Raw genomic sequence first — 22,852 nt, 5'->3', positions numbered from 1 at the left:
TCAAGCCGAACAGCCGCGCACAAAAAGCGTTTTTAAGCCATATGAATAACAGCGCGGAGCGCGTCGCGCATGGACAGGGCTTCCGCGCGGGCGGCCTCGGCGAAATCGCGGCCGTCGTGGCCTGTTTTCCGCCAGGCACAGATGATCGCGCGGGAGGAGTTGATGATGGCGCCGCGGCCTTTTTCACTGAAGGCATGCGCGACATCGCTGGCGCTGCCACCCTGCGCGCCATAACCGGGAACAAGGAAAAACGTTTTGCTCAAATGCTCACGCAAATAACGCAGCTCTTCCGGATACGTTGCACCAACGACGGCGCCGACACACGAATAGCCGTATGCACCTACGGTATCTGAAGAAAGTCCCTCCAGAAGCTCGCCGACGACAGTGTAGACCCGGCGGTCATGAACCATCAGGTCCTGCAGCTCCGCACTGGATGGGTTGGACGTTTTGACAAGCCCAAAGATGGCCTTATTGTTTTGGCGGCACGTCTCGATAAAAGGCTTCACGCCGTCTGAGCCAAGATAAGCATTAACCGTCACCGCGTCAAAGTCAAACGGGAAAAGCTGGCGTGTACCGACTGTCACACTGCCGAGATAGGCGGCGCTGTAGGCTTCGGCCGTTGAACCGATGTCGTTGCGTTTGATATCGGCAATGGTGTACAGTCCTTTGGATTTCGCGTAATCTGCTGTTTCCTTCAGCGCCCGCACACCCTCAAAGCCGAGAAGCTCATAATAAGCCGACTGCGGCTTAACGGCTGGAACAATGTCACAGACGGCGTCAATCAGACCGCGGTTGAATTCCACAAACGCATCGGCTGCGGCTGCCAGCGTTTCGCCCTTTTCGGCGATGTGCTTTTCTAGGATGAATGGCGGGATATAATCCGGTTTTGGGTCAAGGCCGACGACGGTGGGGTTATTGCGTGCCAGAATTTTCTCCTGCAGAATATCAAATGACATGGTCAGTCTCCTTAAAAACAATCTCCCCAGCGACAAGGGTGTATTTGACACGGCCCTTGACAGACATGCCGTTAAACGGTGTGTTGCGGCTTTTGGAGTAAAAACGGCCGCTGTCAACCGTCCACGCTTCGTCCGGGTCGAAGATGACGACGTCGGCGCAGCTGCCGACATCGAGACGGCCTTTAGAAAGACCGAGGATTTTGGCAGGGTTTTCGCTCATCAGGCGGATCAGTGTTCCGACTGACATGCGGCCAGTGTGGCAAAGCGCCGTCAGTGAAAGGGCGAGGGACGTCTCAAGCCCGACCATGCCGCTTGGCGCGTCGGGGAGAGGGCGCGCTTTTTCTGCTGACAAGTGCGGCGCGTGGTCAGTGGCGATGGCGTCGAGCGTCCCGTCACACAAGCCTTCAATCACAGCCTCAATGTCCGTCTCCGTCCGGAGCGGGGGATTGACGCGGGCCAGCGCGCCCTGACGGAGCACTTCGTCTTCCGTCAGTGTGAAATATTGCGGGCACGTCTCAGCCGTGACAGAAATGCCGAGCGCCTTGGCCCGGCGGATGATATGAACGGTTTCGGCGGCACTGACATGCGCGATGTGCAGACGGGAGCCCGTTTCATGCGCAAGCATCACGTCCCGCGCCGCCATCAAAGACTCGGCGACGGCAGGTCGGCCCGGCATGCCGAGACGGCGGGAAACGGCCCCATCGTTGACGGCGTAATTTTTCACCAGATCGGCGTCCTCACAGTGGCTGCTGATGAAAAGCCCGTTATTTTTCGCTTCCAGCATCGCGCGGCGCAAAACAGCGGCATTCATGACCGGCACGCCGTCGTCCGATAAAGCACAGGCACCGGCGGCCTTGACAGCGGCGAAATCGGATAGTGCCGTCCCTTTTTGCCCGACTGTTACGGCCGCATATGGCAGGATGTTGACGGCAGCCTTTTTAGCCCGTAAAACGATATCACGAACGCTGTCGGCCGTGTCGATGACGGGGGAGGTGTTGGGCATGCAGGCAACAGTTGTCACGCCGCCTGCAGCAGCGGCCAGTGCACCGCTCAAAAGATCTTCTTTGTCGGTCTGGCCGGGGTCACGCAGATGGACATGCATATCGACAAGGCCGGGCGCGACGATACAACCGGCGGCGTCAAGCACCGTGACGTCTCGAAGGTCCTTCGGCATGTCGCTCAATGGCGCAATTTTGCCTTTATTAATAAAAATGTCGCGTCGGCTCGGCTCCTGCGCGCCAAAGCCGACGACGCGCCCGTTTTGAATCAATAACATGCCAGTGCCCCTCACTTTGGTCGAAAATCCGGCAATTCTTGCGTTGAATTATATAGGAATAAAAAATTTTTCGCAAGCACATACTAAAAACGTCCTGAAATGGGGAATTTGACTGCGCAGATTCGGGCGCTTCTGAATTAAAAAATGCCGGGCGCAGCGGCAGAAATGGAGCAATAATTATGACAAGAGCAGGGTTTGTGAAAGGTATGACGATCGGCGTCATGACGGGCACCGCCCTCGGTATGGTCCTCGCGCCGAGAAGCAAGAACACAAAAAGCGCTGCCGGTAAGGCGCTCAAGGCTGCCGGAGAAGTAATTGACAACATCACCGGTATGTGGAGCTGAATAAAAAATTGCGTCACGATATTCGTGGCGCAATTTTTTGTCATCACTGAAACGTTACAAAGCCGAGGCGCAAAAAAGCTGTACCAGAATCGGCACAGCTTTTTGATCGTCTTGTGTTAACTTGCGGAAAACTTCTGTCGTGCTTTCTGAATTTTCTGCTGCTCGGCCGGTTCAACCTGATACCAGCCGTGTGACTGCATGGTTGAGAAAATATCGGACTGTATTTGATGGACATCGTTTAAAATATTGAGCATCGTTGAGCGCAGTTGCTGGTTGATGCATTCACCAGCGTAAAGATTGTAGCTGTCCGTCATATGCTTCTCGCTGATGAGCGAATCTTGCAGAATCTGCTGTTCATTTAAGAGCGAGGTGGCCTGATTTGTGTTCATCATTGTACCTCCTGTTACTGTAAAAATGAGACTAGGGAATTAACATGCTGCTGGTGCCTGCCTGCATAATCGTTGAGGCACTGCTGAATCTGTGTGTCTTTACACATAGTGGCCATCGCCTGATACTTCTTGACGAGCGTCTGTTCCTGCCCGACCTGATCTTCAAGGGCCGACAGCTCCTTCGACGTGAGATTTGCCAAAATACTACCTCCTGTTTCGGCTGTGAAAAATTTGACCGGAGCTTTCCCGCTGGAAGCCCCGGTTTTAGTATGACCCGCCAAGGGTGACCATATTCTCCATCAGAATGAAAGACTGCCATTTTTTATTTTAAACAAAAGGTATTCGCCACTTCCAATTTCGAAGGGTTCGCCAAAGCAGAAAATCGACATCATCGGAAAAGGTGCGCTTGGAGAGACCGGAACAGCCAGCAGCGTCAGACCATCCTGCTCGGTAGTTAAGGCGCCTTCAATACCCTGGCAGGCCTCTGAAATCGTCTCGTCGTCAAACAAGCGGGCCGGCTCGCCAATGGGACGCCAGCCACCGACGGCGCTTGGCGAATCGGGCGTCGATTCAGGTTCCGCGTCACCGTGAACTTTTAAAAGCGGCATTTCCTCAAAAGCATCGTCGTGCTCGGTGGTATGGAGCGGGGCCTCCGGTACCGACACGGTTGTGTCAATGCTGTTTGCGGTCGGCGCGAGGCGTGTGTCGGCGGCCGCTTCATCAGCCTTCTCAGTTGTATTGGCTGATACGGCAATCCGCGGGGTGCCCGCGTCAGCGGTGGCTTGCCTTAAAGCAGGCGCGTCGGCGTAGACCTCGGCGGGTTTGACGAGGTGATAGGACTGGGCGTCTTGGTAGCCGATAAAGGCCAGTCCGTTTCTTGTGTAGCTTTTTTTCAGGCGCAGCACGCCTGCTTCCGGTACCAGCACGCCAAGCGGAATATATTTGCCCTCACAAACCGCCGCCAGACGCAGAATATCACGGCTTTTTTGTGTGCAAGCGCAGTCAAAAACAGTTGTCTGCCCGTTTTGGGAGACCGTCACGGTGCCGGCTTCCGTTCCGCTCATATAGACGGGAAATTCTCCTGTCAAAGTCGTCATCGTTTTCCCTCCAAAAAACAAAATCCCATGCCTATTTCTATGCATGGGATTTTTATTTAGACGTCAATTTGTCCATGAAGAGGCGGTGCGATCATTTAGCTGACTGTATACGTCCCCCGGATGAGGATCTTGACGGAAGCACCTGTGGCCTTCAAACCACTGCTTTGAATCGTTACCATATACAAATGATTTGCTGTCAGGGCATCGCCGGCAACTAACGTTGACCCCGCCGTTGTGTCGACAAGGGCTGGAGAGCCCCCGGCAGCCGACGCTGTCCCAACGCGCAGCATCACTTCCGCCCCGGCGGCGCAGGTAACGGTCTGATCCTTGCTGAGCGTGACGACGGTAAAACCGGTCTGGCCAGAACCTGAAACGCGGGCGTTGATATCCGCCTCAAACGCATCAAGCTTGGTGTCGAGCGAGGACGACATAGACACTTCAGCCGCTGAGATGTTGGCGCTTACATCGCTCATGATCTGAGGCCTCAGCTTGTTCGTCAGATAGCTCAGCGTTACAAGCGGGTCGGACGATGTGCCGAGGTTCGTCGCCGCCAGGATGCTGACCCCCGATATCAAAACAACAGCGACGATGACGCCAAGCGCGATTAGGATTTTCTTCTTCCGATTCATTATGTATCCTCCGTATGATCCGGTCGGGCGCATGTGCTGCCCTATAAGCCTGTCCAACAAAGAGCCGGACAGCTGGGGTGCGCGCGGCGCGCAGCGCCGCGCGAAAGCCCCAAAATTTTTCATCCAAGTCCAAAGCTCACGGCGATGGCGTTGTCAACCTGATTCATCAGCCGTTCATCCAGCGAACCCATGCGCTCCTTGAGCCGCCGCTTGTCAATCGTGCGGATCTGCTCTAAAAGCACCACAGAGTCTTTTGTAAGCCCGTAGCTTTTTGCCTCCAGCTCGATGTGGGTCGGAAGGCGTGCTTTGTTTATCTGCGAGGTAATCGCCGCGGCGATTACAGTCGGGCTGTGCTTGTTTCCCGTGTCATTCTGCACGATGAGCACAGGCCGCAGGCCGCCCTGTTCGCTCCCAACGACGGGGCTCAGGTCGGCGTAATAGATGTCTCCTCTTTTTACTCCAATTAACACACAGCTTCACTCTCCGACGAAGTATAGATGCCGCGGTTACTTCCCATTTCAGGAATATTTATGTAACCGGACTTCTATAATTCTTTCACAAAGCAAAACAATTTATACAGCTGCTGCCATGGCAAATGAGAAAAATCACGTGTGGCGGGATTGCTCCCATTACCAGTATATGTTGTAGAAGACGGTTGGTGTCAAGCCCTTGGATCGTCCTATTTCAAATAGACGCGCGGTACGCGCGGTGAGACGGCGCATAAAAGCTCGTAGGATATCGTCCCGGCGAGGCGCGCCGGTTCTTCAACCGGGATAAAAGAATCCCCATCCCGCCCGAAAATTGTCACCTCGTCGCCGACAGTGACGTCATCAAGCCCCGTTACATCGATCATGCACATATCCATGCAGATGCGGCCGACCTGATGGGCTCGGTGAGAGCGCACCAAAACATCCATCTTGCCAGAAAGAACGCGGTGCAGACCGTCGGCATAACCAATCGTGATGACGGCGATTTTTTTCTTTTCCGGCGCCGAGTAAATGCGGCCGTAACTGATCGTGTCACCCGCCTCAACGACTTTTATCTGTGCCACGCGCGTTTTAAGTGCCATGGCGGGCAACAGGTCAAGGCCTCCTGTGTCCTTGTCTGGATAGTGGCCGTAGAGGGACAGGCCTGGGCGCACCATATCAAAATATGTCCAGTCATAGTTTATCATCGCACCGCTGTTGGCGCAATGCTTAATCGCAAAACGGATGCCGGCACTATCTTCCAGCTTGTCCACAAGGGCTTTAAAATCGTCAAACTGCTGCTTGGTAAAGACATCCCCGCGTGTGTCAGAGACGGCGAAATGCGTGAAAATACCCTCGACGGAAAGGCCGGGCAGCTTTAAAACAGTCAGCATGTCCTGATAGGGGTCGCGCCCGCTGTGACAAGTGAAGCCGAGGCGGCCCATGCCGCTGTCAGCTTTTAAATGCACCTTCAGCGATTTGCCGAGCTGCTGCGCCGCGCGGGAGACGCTCTCTGCCATCTCCAGACTGTATACCGTCTGCGTCAGGGCGTTATCAACAAGCTCATGGACAAACTGGGGCGATGTATAGCCCATGATTAGAATTGGCAGCGTGACGCCGTTTTCTCGTAGTTGAAGCGCCTCGTCAATACATGCAACACCCAGATAATCGCAGCCGAGCGCTTCGAGAAGCTTGGCAACGGGAACGGCACCGTGGCCGTACGCGTCGGCTTTGACAATGCCGAGAAAGCGCGTTTTATCGCTTAAACGCGCTTTCATGGCTTTATAGTTGTGTTCGATATTTTTTAGGCTGACTTCCGCCCATGTTCTCATTTGCATATGACTCATCTGTCTTTTTCCTTTGTCTGTCTTTACGGCCCGACTGTGACGTTTTCAAAAACGCAGGCGAGTACCATTTTGCCGTTCTCGTTGAGCTCCGAGCGGAGCGGGAGGAGCGTTTTCACATCAAACCACGTGCGCTGCGTTGTTGTTTCCGTGATATCCGTCGTCACGGCGAGGGCTTTCGTATCCCCGAGATTTTCATAGTTACAGCCGCTGATATAACCGCGTTGCCACTGGCTGAGCAGAAGCGGGACGGCTTCCGCCGGGGAAAGCCCGTTTTTTGTTAACGCGCCGGTGTCGAGCACGGCACCGTCATATTCAAGCGTCCCGCCGGAGATGGAGACGTGCGCTTTCAGCCCGGCGATATCTTGAGGTGCCAGAATGTCAATATCGCCTTTGTCAGCACCGCCCGTATACTGAATGGTAAAATCATAAACACGATCGCCGTAGTCGGCGGTTATGACCGCCGTCAGCGTCAGCGCCGTCGTCTCAAGGAGATTTGCTCGGATTTTAAGAGCCAACGCCTCACCGTTGTTTTTCGCCGAGCATGATGTGAGCAGCAGGATCGGCAGTATCATTCGTGTAAGTGTTTTCACGTGTTTCAACGCGTTTTCACCACACTTTATTCGTTTGTCGTGACCGCTTTCGTCACATCCGGCAGCATGCCGATGAGGTCGGACGCTGTGACGGCGTATTCCCCAAACCGCGCCGCGCAGCGATCGCCGGATTGCCCGTGGAGGAAGACAGCGGCGAGAACCGCGTCTTTTAAAGGAAATTTCTGCCCGATAAGAGCGGCAATCATACCGGAGAGCACGTCGCCCGAGCCACCCTTGGCCATTGAGGGCCCGCCCGTCGTGTTGATATAAGCCGTGCCGTCCGGCAGGGCGATGATCGTCCTGTGGCCTTTGAGTACCAATATGCAGTTGTGATCCGTTGCAAACGAGCGCGCGGACGTGAGCCTGTCGCCATCGGAGAGGTCACCGCCGAGCCGAAGGTACTCGCCATCGTGCGGGGTGAGAATGACGGGACAGCGCGCCTCGTCCAATACATCTATATTCGCGCTCAAAGCGTTTATGCCGTCAGCGTCAAGAACGAGCGGGACGGCAGACCGGCGGATAACTGCTGTGACAAGCTCGGATATGGCCTCAGAACGCCCAAGGCCAGGGCCGAGAAGGCAAACGTCGCACGATTTCAGCCGGTCGAGAATAGGCCCTTCGGCCGATGTTGCCAATTGCCCGTTCTGAGCGGGCAGAGGGAACACCATCTCCTCCACGCATTTGACAGCGGCGATGGTATATACATCCTCCGGTACGCCGAGAAAAACAAGCCCGGCTCCCATGGCGGAAGCGGCGCGGGCGGCAAGCACCGGGGCACCCGTAAAACCAACGCTGCCCGCTATGATCAAGTCGCGCCCATAGTCGCCTTTGTGCGTGTCGGGGCGGCGGCGCGGCAGCGAAATATCGCCGTTTGCAACAGTGTGGCAGTCCGTTTCAAGCGCTTGAACGAGCTCGTCCGGGATGCCAATCGGGACGACGCGGACATCGCCGCAAACCGTGCAGCCGGGCTCAATATATTGGCCCGGCTTGGGATAGGTGAACGTGACTGTCACGTCGGCGCGGACGGCAACACCCAAAATGCGCCCCGTATCAGCCTCGACGCCGGAAGGGATATCGGCTGAGACAACGCGCGCTGCGGCGCTGTTGATGAGCCGGACTGCGTCAAGAGATGCCCCGCGCAACGGGGTGTTCAGGCCGATGCCGAACATCGCGTCAATTATGACGCCACAGCGCGCCACATATACGCCGACGTCCGGCGCGTCGTCGAAATCTTCTAAAACGCCGCCGGCCTCTTCGAGGCGGCGTACCATTTCAACTGTATCGGGCGTCATTTTGCTGCGATTGCCCGTTAAGAAAACGCGAACGGTGCAGCCGTGTTTTATAAGCGCGACGGCGGCGGCCACGCCGTCGCCGCCGTTGTTGCCGCTGCCGCAGAAAACAGCGGCCGTTCCGGCTTCACCCAGCAGAGCCATCGCCGCTTCGGCAACGGCGCGCGAGGCGTTCGTCATGAGAAGCGTCGACGGCACGCCAAGCCTGTCGATGGCGATATGATCCATTTCGCGCATTTGCGCGGCGGTACACAGCTTCAAAACGTCACCTCCGGGTATGGCCGTCAATTAGCCTCATTATATGTCAAACGCCTGGTATAGTCAATTTTTTGTTGCCTTTTGCACCGGGGTATGATATATCTAATAAACAGGAATCATATGTCATGGCTGTGATCGGGAAAATAGCGCCGGAAGACGCCAAAGAGAGGGGAGGCCGACGGCTGAAAGCCCCCTGCGTCAGAATTCGCTTGGTTCGCCCGTGAGCTCCGGCTAATCACCGGCGTTTTGTCACGTTACAGACTGATGAGTGCGGCCTTGTGGCCGAATTCGGGTGGTATCGCGGAAGGTCTGCGCCTTTCGTCCCTTATTGTGGGACGGAGGGCATTATTTTTTACGCCCGCCCCTGTGGCATTGTCTATTCAAATTCAGGAGTTGAATTTTATGAAACAGCAGCTTGAAAAACTCAAAAGCGAAGCTTTGTCCGCGGTCGCGTCGTCGGAAACGCCTGCCGCGCTGGAGACGGCGCGCGTTCGTTTTCTCGGAAAAAAGGGCGAAATCACGGTGATTTTAAAGCAGATGGGCGGCCTTTCAGCCGAGGAGCGGCCTGTCATCGGCCAACTGGCCAATCAAGTTCGCGCCGACATTGAAGAAGCGATTGAAGAGCACGCTGCGCGCATCGAGGCGCAGGAGCTCACGGCGCGCCTTGAGCGCGAAGCGCTTGATGTGACGATACCCGGCACGAAAGTCGCCGTCGGCCACCGGCACCCGATGTCGATTGTCCTTGACGAGGCGAAGGACATTTTTATCGGCATGGGCTTTTCCGTCGCGGAAGGGCCGGAGGTCGAGCTGTCCGTTTACGATTTTGATCGTTTGAATATCCCTGTCGGCCACACGGTGCGTGAATGGCACGACACGTTTTATATCACAGAGGATGAAACCGTCCATCTCCGATGCCAGACGTCGCCCGTTCAGGTGCGCGTGATGGAGCGGCAAACGCCGCCCATCCGCATCATTTCGCCCGGCCGCGTTTACCGGAAGGACGAGGTGGACGCCACGCATTCCCCTATGTTCCACCAGATCGAGGGCCTCGTCGTTGACCGCGGTATCACCATGGGTGACCTGAAAGGCACGCTCAACGCGCTCGTCGGTAAACTTTACGGAGAAGGGACGCAGACACGTTTCCGCCCGCATCATTTCCCGTTCACAGAGCCGTCGTGCGAGGTTGACGTGCAATGCTTCGCCTGCGGCGGAGCGGGCTGCCGCGTCTGCAAGGGCGAGGGCTGGATTGAACTCCTCGGCGCCGGTATGGTGCACCAAAAGGTGCTCTCCGGCTGCGGCATCGACCCAGAGGTCTACGCCGGCTTTGCCTTCGGCATCGGGCTTGAGCGCATGACGATGCTGCGCTACAGCATTGACGACATGCGCCTCATCTTCGAAAATGATATGCGCTTTTTGTCTCAGTTTTAGGAGGTACGAATCCATGAATCTTTCAAGAAAATGGCTGTCAGCCTATACAAATATAACGGCGTCCTCCAAAGAGTATGCCGAACGGATGACAATGTCCGGCTCTAAGGTCGAAATGACGCACGAACCTTCCGAGGAGATTAAAAACGTCCTCGTCGGGCGCGTCGACACCATCGAGCGCCACCCCGATTCCGACCATTTGTGGGTCTGCCAGGTTGACGTCGGCAAGGGGGAGGCGGTCCAGATTATTACCGGCGCGCAGAACGTCAAAGCCGGTGACCTTGTCCCCGTCGCCCTGCACAAGTCGCTATTGCCGGGCGGCGTGAAAATTGAAAAGGGTAAGCTGCGCGGCATGGTTTCAAACGGCATGCTCTGCTCGCTCAAAGAGTTGAACCTCGACCGCCATGACTTCCCGGACGCTGTTGAGGATGGAATTTTCATTCTCAACGAGGACGTACAGCCCGGTGACGATATTAAGCCCGTCATCGGCGCCGACGACAGCATCGTCGAATTTGAAATCACAAACAACAGGCCGGACTGCCTGTCCGTTATCGGCCTTGCCCGTGAAAGCGCCGTCACGTTTGGAACGGCGCTTACCGTTCCCGAGCCGGTTGTTAAAGGCGGCGCCGGAAATATCGCAGAGCACCTCGCCATCGACATTGAAAGCCCGGCGCTCTGCCCGCGCTACACGGCCCGGATGGTCAAAAACATCAAAATCGCGCCATCGCCGAAATGGCTGCGCCAGCGCCTGCGCAGCGCCGGTGTCCGCCCCATCAATAATATTGTCGACATCACGAACTACGTCATGCTCGAATACGGCCAGCCGATGCACGCGTTTGATTACGCCTGCCTTGACGGTGGCAAAATTATTGTCCGGACGGCGAAGACCGGCGAGACAATTCACACGCTTGACGGAACAGCCCGCGCTCTAACGCCCGACATGCTCGTCATTGCCGACGCCAAAAAACCTGTTGGGGTTGCGGGCGTCATGGGCGGCGAAAACAGCGAAATCACCGACAACACTGCCTACGCCGTCTTTGAGTCGGCTAATTTTAACGGCGTCTCCATCCGCAAAACGGCACTGGCGCTGGGCATGCGCACAGACGCCTCGTCCCGCTTTGAAAAAGGCCTCGACCCGGAAAACACCTTCCGGGCTGTCCAGCGCGCGTGCGAGCTTGTTGAAGAACTCGGCGCCGGGGAAGTGCTCGACGGCGTTGTTGACATCACGGCCAAACAATACGTCCCGCGGACGCTGCAGCTCGAGCCGGAAAAAATAAACCGCCTTCTAGGCACCGATATACCGACAGGCTTCATGACGTCAACGCTTAAAAACCTCGGCTTTACGGTTGAGGGCACTGCCGTCACCGTGCCCTCCTGGCGCGGCGATATCGAGCATTACTCCGACCTTGCCGAAGAAATCGCACGCTTCTATGGTTACAGCAGCATTGAGCCGACGATGTTCGGCGGCGCGACCGTTGCGGGCGGCTTTACTGAAAAGCAGACACTGGAACGCCATATCGGGTACCTTTTGCGGGGTATGGGTTTTTCCGAAATATACACGTATTCGTTTATCAGCCCGTCCGCCTATGATAAAATTAAATTGAATTGTAATTCAAAAATGCGCGACAGCGTCGTCATCTTAAACCCGCTCGGCGAGGACACAAGCGTGATGCGAACCACGTCGCTGCCGTCGATGCTGGAGACGCTTGCGCGTAACGAGAACTATAGAAATACAAACGTCCGGCTGTACGAGATGGCAAAGGTCTATCGCCCATCCGGCGAGATGTTGCCGGACGAGCGCCTGATTCTAACGTTGGGCGCTGACGGCGCGACGGACTTTTTTGCCCTCAAGGGCGCCGTTGAGGCCCTTTTGCGCGATTTGCGCATCCCCGCCGTTGCCTTTGAAGCGGACCGGGAAAACCCCTCCTATCATCCCGAACGGTGCGCTTTCATTTTTTCCGGGCAGACAACCGTCGGCACCATAGGCCAGATTCACCCAGCCGTCGCCAAAAATTATGACCTCGGTGACGCTTTCGCGGCGGAGCTTGACTTTGGTCTGCTCTTAGCTTGCCGCTCCGAGGAGAGCAAATACATGCCGCTGCCGCGTTTCCCGGCTGTCACGCGCGATCTTGCCGTGATCTGCGACGCCGCCGTTACCGTTGCTGCGCTGACGGATGTTATTCGCCGCGGCGGTGCGCTTTTAAAGGAAGTAGCCCTGTTTGATATCTACACCGGCGCGCCGATTCCTCAAGGCAAAAAAAGCGTCGCCTTCTCGCTCAAACTGCGTAGCGACGATACAACACTTACGGATGATGACGCCGACAAGACAATGAAAAGTATTCTGGCGCTTCTGGAAAAGGAACTCGGCGCCGTGCGGCGCTGAGCAAAATTATATATTGAATATATGTTCAAAATATAATCGGCGGGTGGAAAAGATAGCTGCCCGCCGTGCCCGCCGATATTTAACCCGGTCGTTTTTTTGGATTGACAAGCGAAGACCGTTTGCTGTATAATAACCCTCGCCCATTAATAATGGCGCGATGCTGGTATAGCTCAGCCGGTAGAGCAGCGCATTCGTAATGCGCAGGTCGTCAGTTCGAGTCTGACTACCAGCTCCAAGAAAACCCCCGCAGTGTGGTGACTGCGGGGGTTTTTGGTATTTGTACGGGAAGTGCGGCGGATGGCCGTCGCTTCCATGGCTTAAGAGTTTATTAATGATGGTTGCGGCCACAGACGCTGTCCCCGGCGCAAGAGCAGCCGGAGCAGCCGCTGCAGGAGGATTTGTGCTGCCTTTTGTCCCGGATGAGCTTAATAACGACGGCTGTGAAAACAGCCAAAACGCAGGTACCGACGAGGATCGTCGCCAGATTTTCGGCAATGAAGCTAAACATTCTCAGTCACCTTTCCTTTGAGCGTTGCCGTCTCAGACCGTTCGGTTCGTTTACGCCGAAACAGCAGCCAGAGCATAATCGCCAGGCAGAGCAGAGCGGCTGCCGTCCCGGGTGTAAAGCCGCCGCCGGTAAACAGCAGGCCATACTGAAATACCATGAGCGAAACGGCATAGGCGAATACTGTGAGATAGCCAATGGCCGCCCAGGTCCATCTGGCGTTGTTCATTTCCCGCTTCATGGCACCCATGGCGGCAAAGCAGGGAGCGCAAAGGAGATTGAACAGCATGAAGCTGTAAGCCGTGAGGCCGGTAAAGCTTGTGGAGAGATTGGCCCAGATCTCCGCACCGTTTTCAGCCACCTTGGCAAAGCCGTACAGAACGCCGAAGGTACCGACGACATTTTCCTTGGCGATGAGACCGGTGATCGTTGCCACCGCAGCTTTCCAGTCACCAAAGCCCAGCGGGGCGAAAAGTGGGGCAATAAAGCCGCCGATGGAGGCCAAAAGGCTTGTATTGTTGTCCTCCACCATGCCGAACACGCCGTTCACAACGCCAAAGGCTTGCAGGAACCACAGGACAACGGATGAGGCCAGTATGACGGTCCCTGCGCGTTTGATAAAGCTCCACCCACGCTCCCAAGTACTTCTGAGCACATTTCCTGCGGACGGAATGTGATAGGCGGGCAGCTCCATAACGAATGGTGCCGGACTGCCTGCAAAGGGCTTCGTTTTTTTGAGGATGATGCCGGATATGACAACAGCCGCGACACCGATGAAATAGGCGGACGTGGCCACCCAGCCGGCACCACCGAATAGCGCCCCGGCAAAAAGTGCCACTATGGGCATTTTCGCACCGCAGGGGATTAAGGAGGTGGTCATAATCGTCATACGACGATCGCGCTCGTTTTCAATGGTTCGGGAGGCCATAATGCCGGGGACGGAGCAACCTGAGCCGATGAGCATGGGGATAAAGCTTTTGCCCGACAGTCCGAATTTGCGGAAGACGCGGTCCATGATAAACGCCACGCGCGCCATATAGCCAATATCTTCAAGAATGGAGAGCATTAAAAACAAGACGATCATCTGGGGTACAAAGCCAATAACAGCACCAACGCCGCCGACAATACCGTCCACAATCAAACCAGTCAGCCAGTCGGCCACACCGATGCCGGTGAGCCAAGGGCCGAGATTGCCAATGATCCATTCGCCAAAGAGTTTGTCATTTGTAAAATCGGTCACGATCGTGCCGATTGTCGTGACGGATAAGTAATAGACAAGGAACATAACAAGCGCAAAAATCGGCAGTGCCAGAATGCGGTTGGTGACAATGCGGTCGATTTTATCCGATACGGTACCGCCCGCATGGATCTTTTTCTTAACGGCATTAGAGACAATATTTGAAATATACGCATAGCGCTGGTTGGTGATGATGCTCTCCGCATCGTCGTCCAGCTCTAGTTCGCAGGTGGTGATATACGACTGCAAATGCGTCCACAGCGCCGCGTCCAGCTTCAGCTCCTCCAGCACCTTGGCGTCCCGTTCGAAAAGCTTAATGGCATACCAGCGCAGATTTTGTGCCGGAACGTGACCCTCAATGGATTTCTCAATGTGCGCGATGGCTTGTTCAACGCTGCCGTTGAAGACGGCGGGCAAGGCGCGGCTATCCGAATCGCCTTGGCGTGCCAGCTCTGCTGCGATCGAGGCCACCTCCTGAGAACCCGTGCCCTTCAGCGCACTCGTCTCAACGACCTTACATCCCAAAGCCTCGCCCAGCTTTTGCAGATTGATCAAATCGCCGTTCTTACGGACAAGGTCAATCATGTTGACGGCGATGACGGTTGGGATACCCAGCTCAATCAGCTGTGTCGTTAGATACAAATTCCGTTCGATATTTGTGCCGTCAATGATATTTATAATGGCATCCGGCTTTTCGCCGACGAGATAGCCGCGCGCGACAACCTCTTCCAGTGTGTACGGCGACAGGGAATATATACCGGGCAGATCCTGAATGACAATGTCTTTGAAGCCCTTGAGCTTGCCTTCCTTTTTTTCCACGGTGACGCCCGGCCAGTTGCCGACATACTGGGCGGAACCGGTCAGGTCGTTAAACATCGTTGTTTTGCCGCTGTTGGGATTGCCCGCCAGCGCAATTTTTCTGGTCATTTTATCTTCCTCCAGTCAAGTGCCGGTTAGAATATTCTAACCTTTGCGTCAAAAACTAACTGACCTCAATCATTTCCGCGTCACCCTTGCGGATGCTCAGCTCATAACCGCGGACGGTGACCTCGACGGGGTCACCCAAGGGCGCCACCTTGCGCACATAGACTGCCGCGCCTTTCGTTACACCCATGTCCATGATCCGGCGCCTGACGGGGCCGTTGCCATGCAGCTTAACAACGGTGGCTGTTTCACCGATTTTAATGTCTTTCAATGTCTTCATAGCGTTCTCCTCAAATCAGAATACGGTTTGTCATTGTTCTATCCAGGGCGATACGGCTGTTCTTAACCGACAAAATCATGCTGCCGCCCATTTCGGAGACGACGGTTACGCATTCGCCCGCCACAAAGCCCAGCTCGGCCAGATGGCGACGAACCTCGTCATTTCCTGTGATTTTTAAAATACAATTTGTATCACCGGTCTTTGCAAATGTCAGTGGCATCACACGTTCCTCCTATGCCGAGAGTTAGAGTATACTAACCATAAAGCCAATTAAACAGTTAGATCGAACTAACTGATAAAAGTTTAACGCATCTAACTCTTGTTGTCAAGACCGTATTTGAAATTTATTCACAACATACAAAAAGCAGCTTTGCATTGAAACAAAGCTGCCTGATGAAAGATATTCATACCATTTAGTAAATGATTGACAAGGCGTGCCTCACAGCGTTTTTAAAAACGCTTCCATCGCCGAAACGGAAGTGGAGCTGATGACGTGCTCAATAGCGCAGGCGTCCTCGTTGGCGACGGCGGCGTCGATTTTGAGCACATGGATCAGAAACTGCTGAATAATATGATGCTTATTGGCGGTAAGCTGGGCAATCCGCAGGCCTTCCGCCGTTAAGTATACTTCCTTATATTTTTCGTTAACGATGAGGCCTTTTTCCGAGAGGGTACACATGGCACTGTTGGTGCTGGCCTTGGTAACGCCCAAACGCTCTGCTATATCCGTCACGCGCGCGCCGTCCCCTTCGGGGGAGAGCTCATAGATGGCTTCCAAGTAATTTTCCATTGTAAAAGTCAGCTTATCCATAGGAGGTCATCCCTTTCGGTTTGCGTTGAGCATACAAGGCTCTCACAGCCGCATGATGTCTTGTCGGTATTATACCTGACATTTCTTAAAAAATAAAGATGTCGCTTGTGGCCGCGCGGGGCGGAAGCAGGGCCATCTTTTACACCGTGGTGACATTATAAAAAACAGTTGACCTTTTACTTTTCGCTGTGATATACTCTCTGTACCTGTCGGCAGATGGGTTTATTTTGTGTGCCAAAATTTCGCGCGCGAAGAAATGATTCTGTCAAATTCAAACAGGGAGGCAAACGAATTGGAGGTGCCGCCATGCGCGTCAAAGTCGTGCTCCGCTGCAACGAGTGCAAGCAGAGAAACTACAACACGATGAAGAACAAGAAAAACACACCGGAAAAGCTTGAGATGAACAAATACTGCCGCTTCTGCCGCAAACACACAGTCCACAGTGAAACGAAGTAAAGCCGTACATCTAAGGGAAAGGATGTGTTTTAATGTCGGAAGATAAGCTCGCAAAAACACCCGACGGCAGAAAAGACAAGAAGAAGGAAAAGAAAAAGCGCAGAAATCCCGTGATCAAATGGCTGCGTGAAATGAAAAGCGAACTGAAAAAGGTCGTCTGGCCGACACCAAAACAGACGCTTAACAACACGGCTGTCGCGCTTGTCATAATGCTTGCTTCAAGCATTGTCGTCTGGTGCGTCGACCAAGCTGGTGCCCAGATCGTTCAGGCCCTGCTCACGCTTGGGGGGAAATAACCGCCATGTCAGAGGAAGCAAAGTGGTATGTTGTCCACACTTACTCCGGTTATGAAAATGCCGTTGCCGCGACAATTGAGAAGGCCGCTGAAAACAGAAAAATGCAGGATCTGATCCTCGAGGTCAAAATCCCGATGGAGACCGTCACGGAAATTCATGACTCCCAAGCGAAAACAGTGGAGCGCAAGACTTTTCCGGGTTATGTCCTCATTAAGATGATCATGACGGATGAGAGCTGGCATCTCGTGCGCAATGTACGCGGCGTGACCGGTTTCGTCGGCTCTGCCAATAAGGCAGTTCCGCTGACGGAGGAGGAGATTTCTTCTCTCGGCATCGAAAAGCATGAGATCATCGTCGGCTATGAGGTCGGCAACACCGTCAAGGTCACCGACGGCCCGCTGTTGGGCTTTCTTGGTACCGTTGAGGAAATCGAGACGGACAAGTCCCGCGTTCGCGTCATCGTTTCCATGTTCGGGCGCGAAACACCTGTTGACTTGGATTTCGACCAGGTCGAGGCCGTCAAATAATCCAGCAATCAAACGAGACATTTTCGGGAAACCGTTTTTGCCGGCTGCGCCCGGCAAGTGGGAGGAGCACTGCTCCGCCAAGGTGCGCGATCTGTAGGCGCGTATCACCACATCTTAATTAGGAGGTGCACACACAGTGGCACTAAAAGTTACAGGATTCGTTAAACTTCAGATCCCTGCCGGCAAAGCGACGCCGGCCCCCCCGGTTGGCCCGGCGCTCGGTCAGCACGGCGTCAACATCGGCTTGTTTACAAAGGAATTCAACGAACGGACAAAAAATGACCTCGGCATGACGATCCCTGTCGTCATCACCGTCTATTCCGACAGAAGCTTTTCCTTTATCACAAAAACACCCCCTGTCCCCGACCTTTTAAAGAAGGCCTGCGGGATTGAAAAAGGCTCCGGCGTTCCCCAGCGTGACAAGGTCGCGAAGATCTCCAAGGACGAGGTCCGCAAGATCGCCGAAATGAAAATGCCCGACTTAAACGCCGCGAGCATTGAGGCCGCCATGAGCATGGTTGCCGGTACGGCCCGCAGCATGGGCATCGTCGTTTTGGAGGGCTAAGTCATGTTTAGAGGAAAAAATTATAAAGAGAGCGTTAAGCTCGTTGACAGAACACAGCAGTATGAAGCGGCAGACGCTTTTGACCTTGTCATCAAGGCCGCCAAGGCCAAGTTTGACGAGACGGTTGAGCTTCACATCAAGCTCGGTGTCGACTCCCGCCACGCTGACCAGCAGGTGAGAGGCGCCATCGTCCTCCCGCACGGAACCGGCAAAACCCGCAAGGTGCTTGTCTTTTGTAAAGAAGAGCGCCAGCAGGAAGCGCTTGATGCCGGTGCCGATTACGTCGGCGCACAGGACATGGTTGACCGCATCCAGAAAGAGAACTTTTTCGATTACGACGTTGTCGTCGCCACGCCCGATATGATGGGTGTCGTCGGCCGACTTGGTAAAGTGCTCGGCCCGAAGGGCCTCATGCCGACGCCGAAAGCCGGTACGGTTACGCCGAACCTCGCTCAGGCGATTCAGGAAATTAAAGCCGGTAAGATCGAGTACCGCCTCGACAAGACGAACATTATTCACTGCCCGATCGGCAAGGTCTCCTTCGGCGTTGAAAAGCTTGTTGATAACTATACGGCGCTGATTTCCGCAGTCATCAAGGCCAAACCTTCAGCCGCCAAAGGCCAGTACATCAGAAGCTGCGTCACGGCTTCCACGATGGGCCCCGGCGTCAAAATCAATGCGCTGAAACAGCTGTAAACCAACCTGTTTGCACGATTAAAAAGATTCTTCGCCTCGCGGCTTGGAATGACAGGATATGTCATTCTGAGGGGCTTTGCCCCGAAGAATCTTTTTTTGCGTTTCACAGGCCTTTGACGGCAGAATTTTTACAATTTCGACGCATTATTGCCCTGTACAGGTCTGCCGGTTGGTGGTAACATAGGGAAGAAATATGCCGACATCTGAACAGGAGAATTACCATGATTTTAGTATCGGGCTTTCTTGAGATCATCAAATCCATCATACTTGGCATCGTCGAGGGCGTCACGGAGTGGCTCCCGATCAGCAGCACGGGTCACCTGCTGCTGCTGGATGAATTCCTGAAACTCAATGTTTCAGATAATCCGGCCCAGGCGCAGGCCTTCAGCGACATGTTCCTCGTCGTTATCCAGCTTGGCGCAATTCTGGCCGTTGTCTTTTTATTCTGGAATAAAATCTTTCCGTTCAGGCCATCGATGAAGCCCGATGAAAAGCGCGAATCCTGGTCGCTCTGGGGGAAAATCATTATTGCCGGTCTTCCGGCCGCCATCGTCGGCATCCCGTTCAACGACAAGATTGAAGAGCTGTTTTACCACAACGCCGTCTCGTCAGCCATTACCATCGCCGCGGCGCTCATATTTTACGGCATTCTGTTCATCGTCATCGAAAACCGCAATAGGGATAAAATCGCCAAGATCAAGGCGTTGCCGCAGCTTACATATAAAACCGCTCTGTTCATCGGGTTGTTCCAGCTCCTGTCGCTCATTCCCGGCACGTCGCGCTCCGGTGCCACGATTATCGGTGCAATCCTGCTCGGCACGTCGAGGACGGTGGCCGCGGAATTCACGTTCGTGCTCTCAATTCCGATCATGTTCGGCGCGAGCTTCATAAAGCTCTTTAAATTCGGGCTGAATTTCACCGGACTTGAGGCCGCCGTGCTGATTATCGGTATGCTTGCCGCATTTATTGTTTCAATGATATCGATAAAATTCCTGATGAACTACGTTAAAAAGCATGACTTCAAGGTTTTCGGCTGGTACAGGATTGCGCTCGGCATCGCCGTGCTCGTTTACTTTCTGATTTTGACGTAACAAGGTTGATGTAAGAAGGGCGGCACAATGAAAAATTTGTATTGAATGCTAATTCAATACACGTTATATCCGAGAGGTATAATAAATTCCGGCCTAGAAAAGGCCGGAATTTATTATATACAGAGTAGCGATCTTTTTAAAAAAGGCGCTCGTCATAGACGGCCCTTGCCCCGCCGATAAATTTTGGCCGCGTCCTGGCGGCGTTGACAGGTGCCTGACCGATATGCGTTATTGAAAGCCGCAGAGGGACGGCTACGCGCTTTAAATGCATGCCAATCAGCGTGCCCCCAATGTCGAGCCCGGCGTCGGCACGGATTTCTTCAATGGCGACAGGGTCCGTCAAACCCCGGTATGCGGCTGTAGCAAACGACCCGCCCGCCTTTGGCTGCGGAACGACGTTGACAAGCGCGCAGCCGACCGCCGCTGCGCGCTCTAGGATGAGCGCCCTGTTGAGATGCTCACAGCACTGTGCGGCAAGATGAAGACCCTTCTGACGCAGGACGTTGTAGATTCCCTCGAAGACAGCTTTACCAATCTCGGGATTTGACAGACTCCCAACTCGCGCGCCGGCAATCTCGCTCGACGAGCAGCCGACGACAACGAGCTGTCCCGGCTGGAGATGTGCTGCTTCACAAAGCGCCCACGCCAAATTTTCCGATTGTAGCCGGATTTCGTCAAAAAGGTCCATTTGTCAGGGCTCCTTTCAAGCGGGTGGTAAGACGGCCCGCCTCAGATCATAAAAGTATTATAGCCGAGGATGCCGATATTGTCGACATCCCCGGCCATTATTTTTGTATCTGTCGGTTACACGTAGTTTTTCAGGTCGCTGTCGGTTGCCTTGATGTGATCGACGAGCCACTCAGTGATAATCCGGTTGATTTTGATGACCATGCTGATATTGACGCCGCCTTCCAAAGCTTCTTTTTTAAGCTTCGTCACCTGATTAAGAAATTCGGTGTGTTTTGCTTTGTGCTGCTGAAAGTTCGGATACTTGATCTTCAGCTGAAAGGCCTCCTCGTCGGCAAAATGCTTGACAGTGTAGCTTGCGAGAAAATCAAGAACTTTTTTAACCTCTTCGGCACCTTTGCCGTGAGAACACGCGTCAGACAGTTTGTCCACCTGATCGCAAAGATCCTTGTGCTGTTTGTCGATTGCCGGAATGCCGAGCGCGAAGCTGTCTTTCCAGGTCATACTTTCTCCTCCTTTGGATTAACTCTACTAAATCTATCGTATTTATTCCTGATATCTTTAGGAGGAGAGTATAATTTTATAAATTTTTTGCGAATTTCAGGTTTGGCCGGTCGAACCGAAGCCGCCTGTGCCACGCGCCGTCGCGTCCAAAGTGTCTGTTTCGATAAAATCACACGTCAAAACAGGCGTCACAACGAGCTGGGCAACACGCTCGCCCGGTGTGATCGTGACAGGCCCTCTGCCGTGATTAAAAAGCGCTACAAGCACCTCGCCGCGGTAATCGCTGTCAATGACGCCGACCTTGTTGGCGGGGGCGAGCCCCTTTTTTGTGGCGAGACCGCTTCTGGCAAAAACGAGCCCGGCGTGAGACGGGGGCAACTCAAGTGAGAGCCCTGTTGGAATCATTGCTGTTTCACCGGGCACGATGGTGACGTCCGTCTCAAGGCAGGCGTACAAGTCGGCACCGGCCGAAGAGGCCGTTGCATACGTTGGCGCGATAGCAGCCGGGCAGAGTTTTTTTATTTTGACTGTCATGTTTGGCATGGGGATACCTCCGGTATCTCAGGATTCATAAAGCTGAAGGAATCGGTGTAAAACAGCGGCTGTCTCAGCGCGCGTTGCGCTGCTTTTCGGATTTAATCGCCAGCCGGAGCCGCCGAGAATGCCCTTGTTTACCGCCCACGTAACCGCTTGGACGGCATAAGGCGATACACTGCTTATATCGGTATAATCCGCCGTGACTTTATCGGGCGTGTCTAAGTTATAGCCGAGTAGCCCCCCAAAACGGTAGAGCAAGACGGCAATCTGCTCGCGTGTGATGGCGTCGGCAGGGCGGAAGGTGCCGTCACTCCCGCCGCTGACGAGGCCTTCCGATGCGGCCCAAGCGATATAACCGGCTGACCAGCCGTCTGCGGTAACGTCGGAAAAGCCTGTCTCCGCCGTCTGGTCGACATCGGCTCCCGCCAGCCGCCCGAGAATTGTGACGAACATCGCCCGGCTGAGCGGTGTATCCGGGCCGAAGGCGTCTAGGGAGATGCCGCTCATTAAATGGCGTTCGGCGATAGACATCACATCGTTATAATACCAGGCGGACGTGCTAACGTCCCGAAAGCCGTATTGAATGACGTCATCGGGCGGCAGGCGCAGAACCGTTGGCAGCCCGTTGGCGTAATACCGCTCAATTTGAACAAAGTGGCGGACGCCCGCGCCTGTCGAATCAATGATTATTTCGCCGTTTGGGTCCGTTACATATGTCATGCCGTCCCACGTCACCGTCGCGCCGGTAATTGGGCTGCCGGGCATGGCATTTCCGGATGCGGGCTGCTGGCCGTCAGAGCTTGTAAAGCGGACAATGCCATCCGTCAGCATGCGGCTTAAATCAATGATGGGGTATTGCATCAGCGATATATCGCCGTAAAAAACGACAAGGTCGTCCCCTGTATGCACCGGCGTTGCGTCAAGCCCGGACGTGATGTTTTGCCCGTTGAGACGCACCGTCCAGACATCCTGAAAAGGGCTTTGAAGGCTGTTTTCAGATAGGTCGTTGACAGCGCATACCCGCCGCGCGCCGACCTCCCCGGCAAGTGTGACGGCGGGTGCATCATCGGCCCCGGCAAGGCTGTCGAGGATATCGGCGACTGTCGGTGTTATGGAAGATACGGTCAGAGCGCTATTGTTATACAGGTTTTTTGCAGCACCCTCAATGCGGAGACAGACCTGGACGGAACCGGCAGCCGCCGCGGTCGGTGCCGACCAGACGGCTAGCAGCAGGGCGGCTAATAGGGTGAGAAGCCTTCGCATTTTCATCACAACCTCCATATAATG

28 protein-coding genes and 1 tRNA gene are annotated in these 22,852 nt (G+C 54.5%); 10 read left to right on the top strand and 19 right to left on the bottom strand.

The annotated features are described in order from the left end of the window. Positions 1-32: 32 nt before the first annotated feature. On the bottom strand, positions 33-956 hold the full coding sequence (pyrF, locus tag IZU99_09040) for an orotidine-5'-phosphate decarboxylase (GenBank protein ID UOO37392.1): 924 nt from the start codon (positions 954-956) through the stop codon (positions 33-35). Then, positions 946-2,232, bottom strand: a complete 1,287-nt coding sequence (locus IZU99_09035) for a dihydroorotase (protein ID UOO37391.1) — start codon at positions 2,230-2,232, stop codon at positions 946-948. The genes pyrF and IZU99_09035 overlap by 11 nt, the downstream gene beginning before the upstream one ends. Before the next feature lie 179 nt (positions 2,233-2,411). Here IZU99_09035 and IZU99_09030 point away from each other — a divergent pair, with 179 nt between their 5' ends. Beyond that, positions 2,412-2,576 carry a YtxH domain-containing protein gene (locus tag IZU99_09030; protein UOO37390.1) on the top strand — a complete coding sequence of 55 codons (165 nt, stop codon included), beginning with the start codon at positions 2,412-2,414 and terminating at the stop codon, positions 2,574-2,576. Positions 2,577-2,692: 116 nt separating this feature from the next. On the opposite strand, the gene IZU99_09025 is transcribed toward IZU99_09030, so the two are convergent. From IZU99_09025 to IZU99_08990, 8 genes are all read right to left on the bottom strand, one after another. Further along, entirely contained in the window at positions 2,693-2,965 is a 273-nt protein-coding gene (locus IZU99_09025) for a spore coat protein (protein UOO37389.1), read from the bottom strand. A 14-nt stretch (positions 2,966-2,979) separates the two neighbouring features. Next, positions 2,980-3,165, bottom strand: a complete 186-nt coding sequence (locus IZU99_09020) for a spore coat protein (protein UOO37388.1) — start codon at positions 3,163-3,165, stop codon at positions 2,980-2,982. A 99-nt stretch (positions 3,166-3,264) separates the two neighbouring features. Further along, positions 3,265-4,062 (bottom strand): hypothetical protein, encoded by a 798-nt coding sequence (locus tag IZU99_09015; protein ID UOO37387.1) that lies wholly within the window; start codon positions 4,060-4,062, stop codon positions 3,265-3,267. 95 nt (positions 4,063-4,157) lie between these two features. Next, positions 4,158-4,691, bottom strand: a complete 534-nt coding sequence (locus IZU99_09010) for a hypothetical protein (protein ID UOO37386.1) — start codon at positions 4,689-4,691, stop codon at positions 4,158-4,160. A gap of 119 nt (positions 4,692-4,810) precedes the next feature. Beyond that, a complete protein-coding gene (locus IZU99_09005; GenBank protein ID UOO38802.1) occupies positions 4,811-5,155 on the bottom strand; it encodes a type II toxin-antitoxin system PemK/MazF family toxin in 345 nt (114 codons plus the stop codon). Positions 5,156-5,370: 215 nt separating this feature from the next. Beyond that, the gene (alr, locus tag IZU99_09000; protein ID UOO37385.1) at positions 5,371-6,504 is read right to left on the bottom strand and encodes an alanine racemase; all 1,134 of its coding nucleotides are present in this window, start codon (positions 6,502-6,504) and stop codon (positions 5,371-5,373) included. A 23-nt stretch (positions 6,505-6,527) separates the two neighbouring features. Continuing rightward, a complete protein-coding gene (locus tag IZU99_08995) occupies positions 6,528-7,103 on the bottom strand; it encodes a hypothetical protein (GenBank protein ID UOO37384.1) in 576 nt (191 codons plus the stop codon). Between the two features lie 17 nt (positions 7,104-7,120). Further along, the gene (locus tag IZU99_08990; GenBank protein UOO37383.1) at positions 7,121-8,644 is read right to left on the bottom strand and encodes an NAD(P)H-hydrate dehydratase; all 1,524 of its coding nucleotides are present in this window, start codon (positions 8,642-8,644) and stop codon (positions 7,121-7,123) included. Between the two features lie 399 nt (positions 8,645-9,043). Between IZU99_08990 and pheS the strand changes: the two genes are divergently transcribed. From pheS to IZU99_08975, 3 genes are all read left to right on the top strand, one after another. Then, positions 9,044-10,069, top strand: coding sequence for a phenylalanine--tRNA ligase subunit alpha (pheS, locus tag IZU99_08985; GenBank protein UOO37382.1), 1,026 nt, complete (start codon positions 9,044-9,046; stop codon positions 10,067-10,069). Positions 10,070-10,082: 13 nt separating this feature from the next. Next, the gene (locus IZU99_08980) at positions 10,083-12,449 is read left to right on the top strand and encodes a phenylalanine--tRNA ligase subunit beta (GenBank protein ID UOO37381.1); all 2,367 of its coding nucleotides are present in this window, start codon (positions 10,083-10,085) and stop codon (positions 12,447-12,449) included. 159 nt (positions 12,450-12,608) lie between these two features. Next, a tRNA-Thr gene (locus tag IZU99_08975) sits at positions 12,609-12,684 on the top strand. A 93-nt stretch (positions 12,685-12,777) separates the two neighbouring features. Here IZU99_08975 and IZU99_08970 read toward each other — a convergent pair. The 5 genes from IZU99_08970 to IZU99_08950 all read right to left on the bottom strand — a co-directional run bounded on the left by IZU99_08970 (position 12,778) and on the right by IZU99_08950 (position 16,206). After that, complete coding sequence (locus tag IZU99_08970) at positions 12,778-12,957, bottom strand: FeoB-associated Cys-rich membrane protein (GenBank protein ID UOO37380.1); 180 nt, start codon at positions 12,955-12,957, stop codon at positions 12,778-12,780. After that, on the bottom strand, positions 12,950-15,118 hold the full coding sequence (gene feoB / locus IZU99_08965) for a ferrous iron transport protein B (protein ID UOO37379.1): 2,169 nt from the start codon (positions 15,116-15,118) through the stop codon (positions 12,950-12,952). The genes IZU99_08970 and feoB overlap by 8 nt, the downstream gene beginning before the upstream one ends. Before the next feature lie 55 nt (positions 15,119-15,173). Next, entirely contained in the window at positions 15,174-15,395 is a 222-nt protein-coding gene (locus tag IZU99_08960) for a ferrous iron transport protein A (GenBank protein UOO37378.1), read from the bottom strand. Positions 15,396-15,405: 10 nt separating this feature from the next. Then, the gene (locus IZU99_08955) at positions 15,406-15,618 is read right to left on the bottom strand and encodes a ferrous iron transport protein A (GenBank protein ID UOO37377.1); all 213 of its coding nucleotides are present in this window, start codon (positions 15,616-15,618) and stop codon (positions 15,406-15,408) included. 216 nt (positions 15,619-15,834) lie between these two features. Then, positions 15,835-16,206 (bottom strand): metal-dependent transcriptional regulator, encoded by a 372-nt coding sequence (locus IZU99_08950; GenBank protein ID UOO37376.1) that lies wholly within the window; start codon positions 16,204-16,206, stop codon positions 15,835-15,837. A 306-nt stretch (positions 16,207-16,512) separates the two neighbouring features. Between IZU99_08950 and rpmG the strand changes: the two genes are divergently transcribed. From rpmG to IZU99_08920, 6 genes are all read left to right on the top strand, one after another. After that, the gene (rpmG, locus tag IZU99_08945; GenBank protein UOO37375.1) at positions 16,513-16,662 is read left to right on the top strand and encodes a 50S ribosomal protein L33; all 150 of its coding nucleotides are present in this window, start codon (positions 16,513-16,515) and stop codon (positions 16,660-16,662) included. Positions 16,663-16,694: 32 nt separating this feature from the next. Then, the gene (gene secE, locus IZU99_08940) at positions 16,695-16,958 is read left to right on the top strand and encodes a preprotein translocase subunit SecE (protein ID UOO37374.1); all 264 of its coding nucleotides are present in this window, start codon (positions 16,695-16,697) and stop codon (positions 16,956-16,958) included. Positions 16,959-16,963: 5 nt separating this feature from the next. After that, positions 16,964-17,485: a transcription termination/antitermination factor NusG gene (nusG, locus tag IZU99_08935; protein UOO37373.1), complete on the top strand. Its 522-nt coding sequence runs from the start codon at positions 16,964-16,966 to the stop codon at positions 17,483-17,485. A gap of 136 nt (positions 17,486-17,621) precedes the next feature. Further along, a complete protein-coding gene (gene rplK, locus IZU99_08930; GenBank protein ID UOO37372.1) occupies positions 17,622-18,050 on the top strand; it encodes a 50S ribosomal protein L11 in 429 nt (142 codons plus the stop codon). 3 nt (positions 18,051-18,053) lie between these two features. Next, complete coding sequence (gene rplA / locus IZU99_08925) at positions 18,054-18,746, top strand: 50S ribosomal protein L1 (protein ID UOO37371.1); 693 nt, start codon at positions 18,054-18,056, stop codon at positions 18,744-18,746. Between the two features lie 221 nt (positions 18,747-18,967). Beyond that, on the top strand, positions 18,968-19,837 hold the full coding sequence (locus IZU99_08920; protein UOO37370.1) for an undecaprenyl-diphosphate phosphatase: 870 nt from the start codon (positions 18,968-18,970) through the stop codon (positions 19,835-19,837). Positions 19,838-19,973: 136 nt separating this feature from the next. Here IZU99_08920 and IZU99_08915 read toward each other — a convergent pair whose 3' ends face one another. The 4 genes from IZU99_08915 to IZU99_08900 form a co-directional block, all read right to left on the bottom strand. Continuing rightward, positions 19,974-20,525 (bottom strand): TIGR01440 family protein, encoded by a 552-nt coding sequence (locus tag IZU99_08915; GenBank protein ID UOO37369.1) that lies wholly within the window; start codon positions 20,523-20,525, stop codon positions 19,974-19,976. A 116-nt stretch (positions 20,526-20,641) separates the two neighbouring features. Next, positions 20,642-21,028 (bottom strand): hemerythrin family protein, encoded by a 387-nt coding sequence (locus IZU99_08910; protein UOO37368.1) that lies wholly within the window; start codon positions 21,026-21,028, stop codon positions 20,642-20,644. 96 nt (positions 21,029-21,124) lie between these two features. Further along, positions 21,125-21,562, bottom strand: a complete 438-nt coding sequence (gene dut, locus IZU99_08905; GenBank protein ID UOO38801.1) for a dUTP diphosphatase — start codon at positions 21,560-21,562, stop codon at positions 21,125-21,127. Positions 21,563-21,589: 27 nt separating this feature from the next. Next, positions 21,590-22,834 carry an S-layer homology domain-containing protein gene (locus IZU99_08900; GenBank protein ID UOO37367.1) on the bottom strand — a complete coding sequence of 415 codons (1,245 nt, stop codon included), beginning with the start codon at positions 22,832-22,834 and terminating at the stop codon, positions 21,590-21,592. Positions 22,835-22,852 lie beyond the last annotated feature (18 nt).

This window comes from Oscillospiraceae bacterium CM, assembly GCA_022870705.1.
Taxonomy (GTDB): domain Bacteria; phylum Bacillota; class Clostridia; order Oscillospirales; family Oscillospiraceae; genus Sporobacter.
The sequence above is the reverse complement of the archived record's forward strand: the minus strand, read 5'-3'. Positions and strand labels throughout refer to the sequence as shown.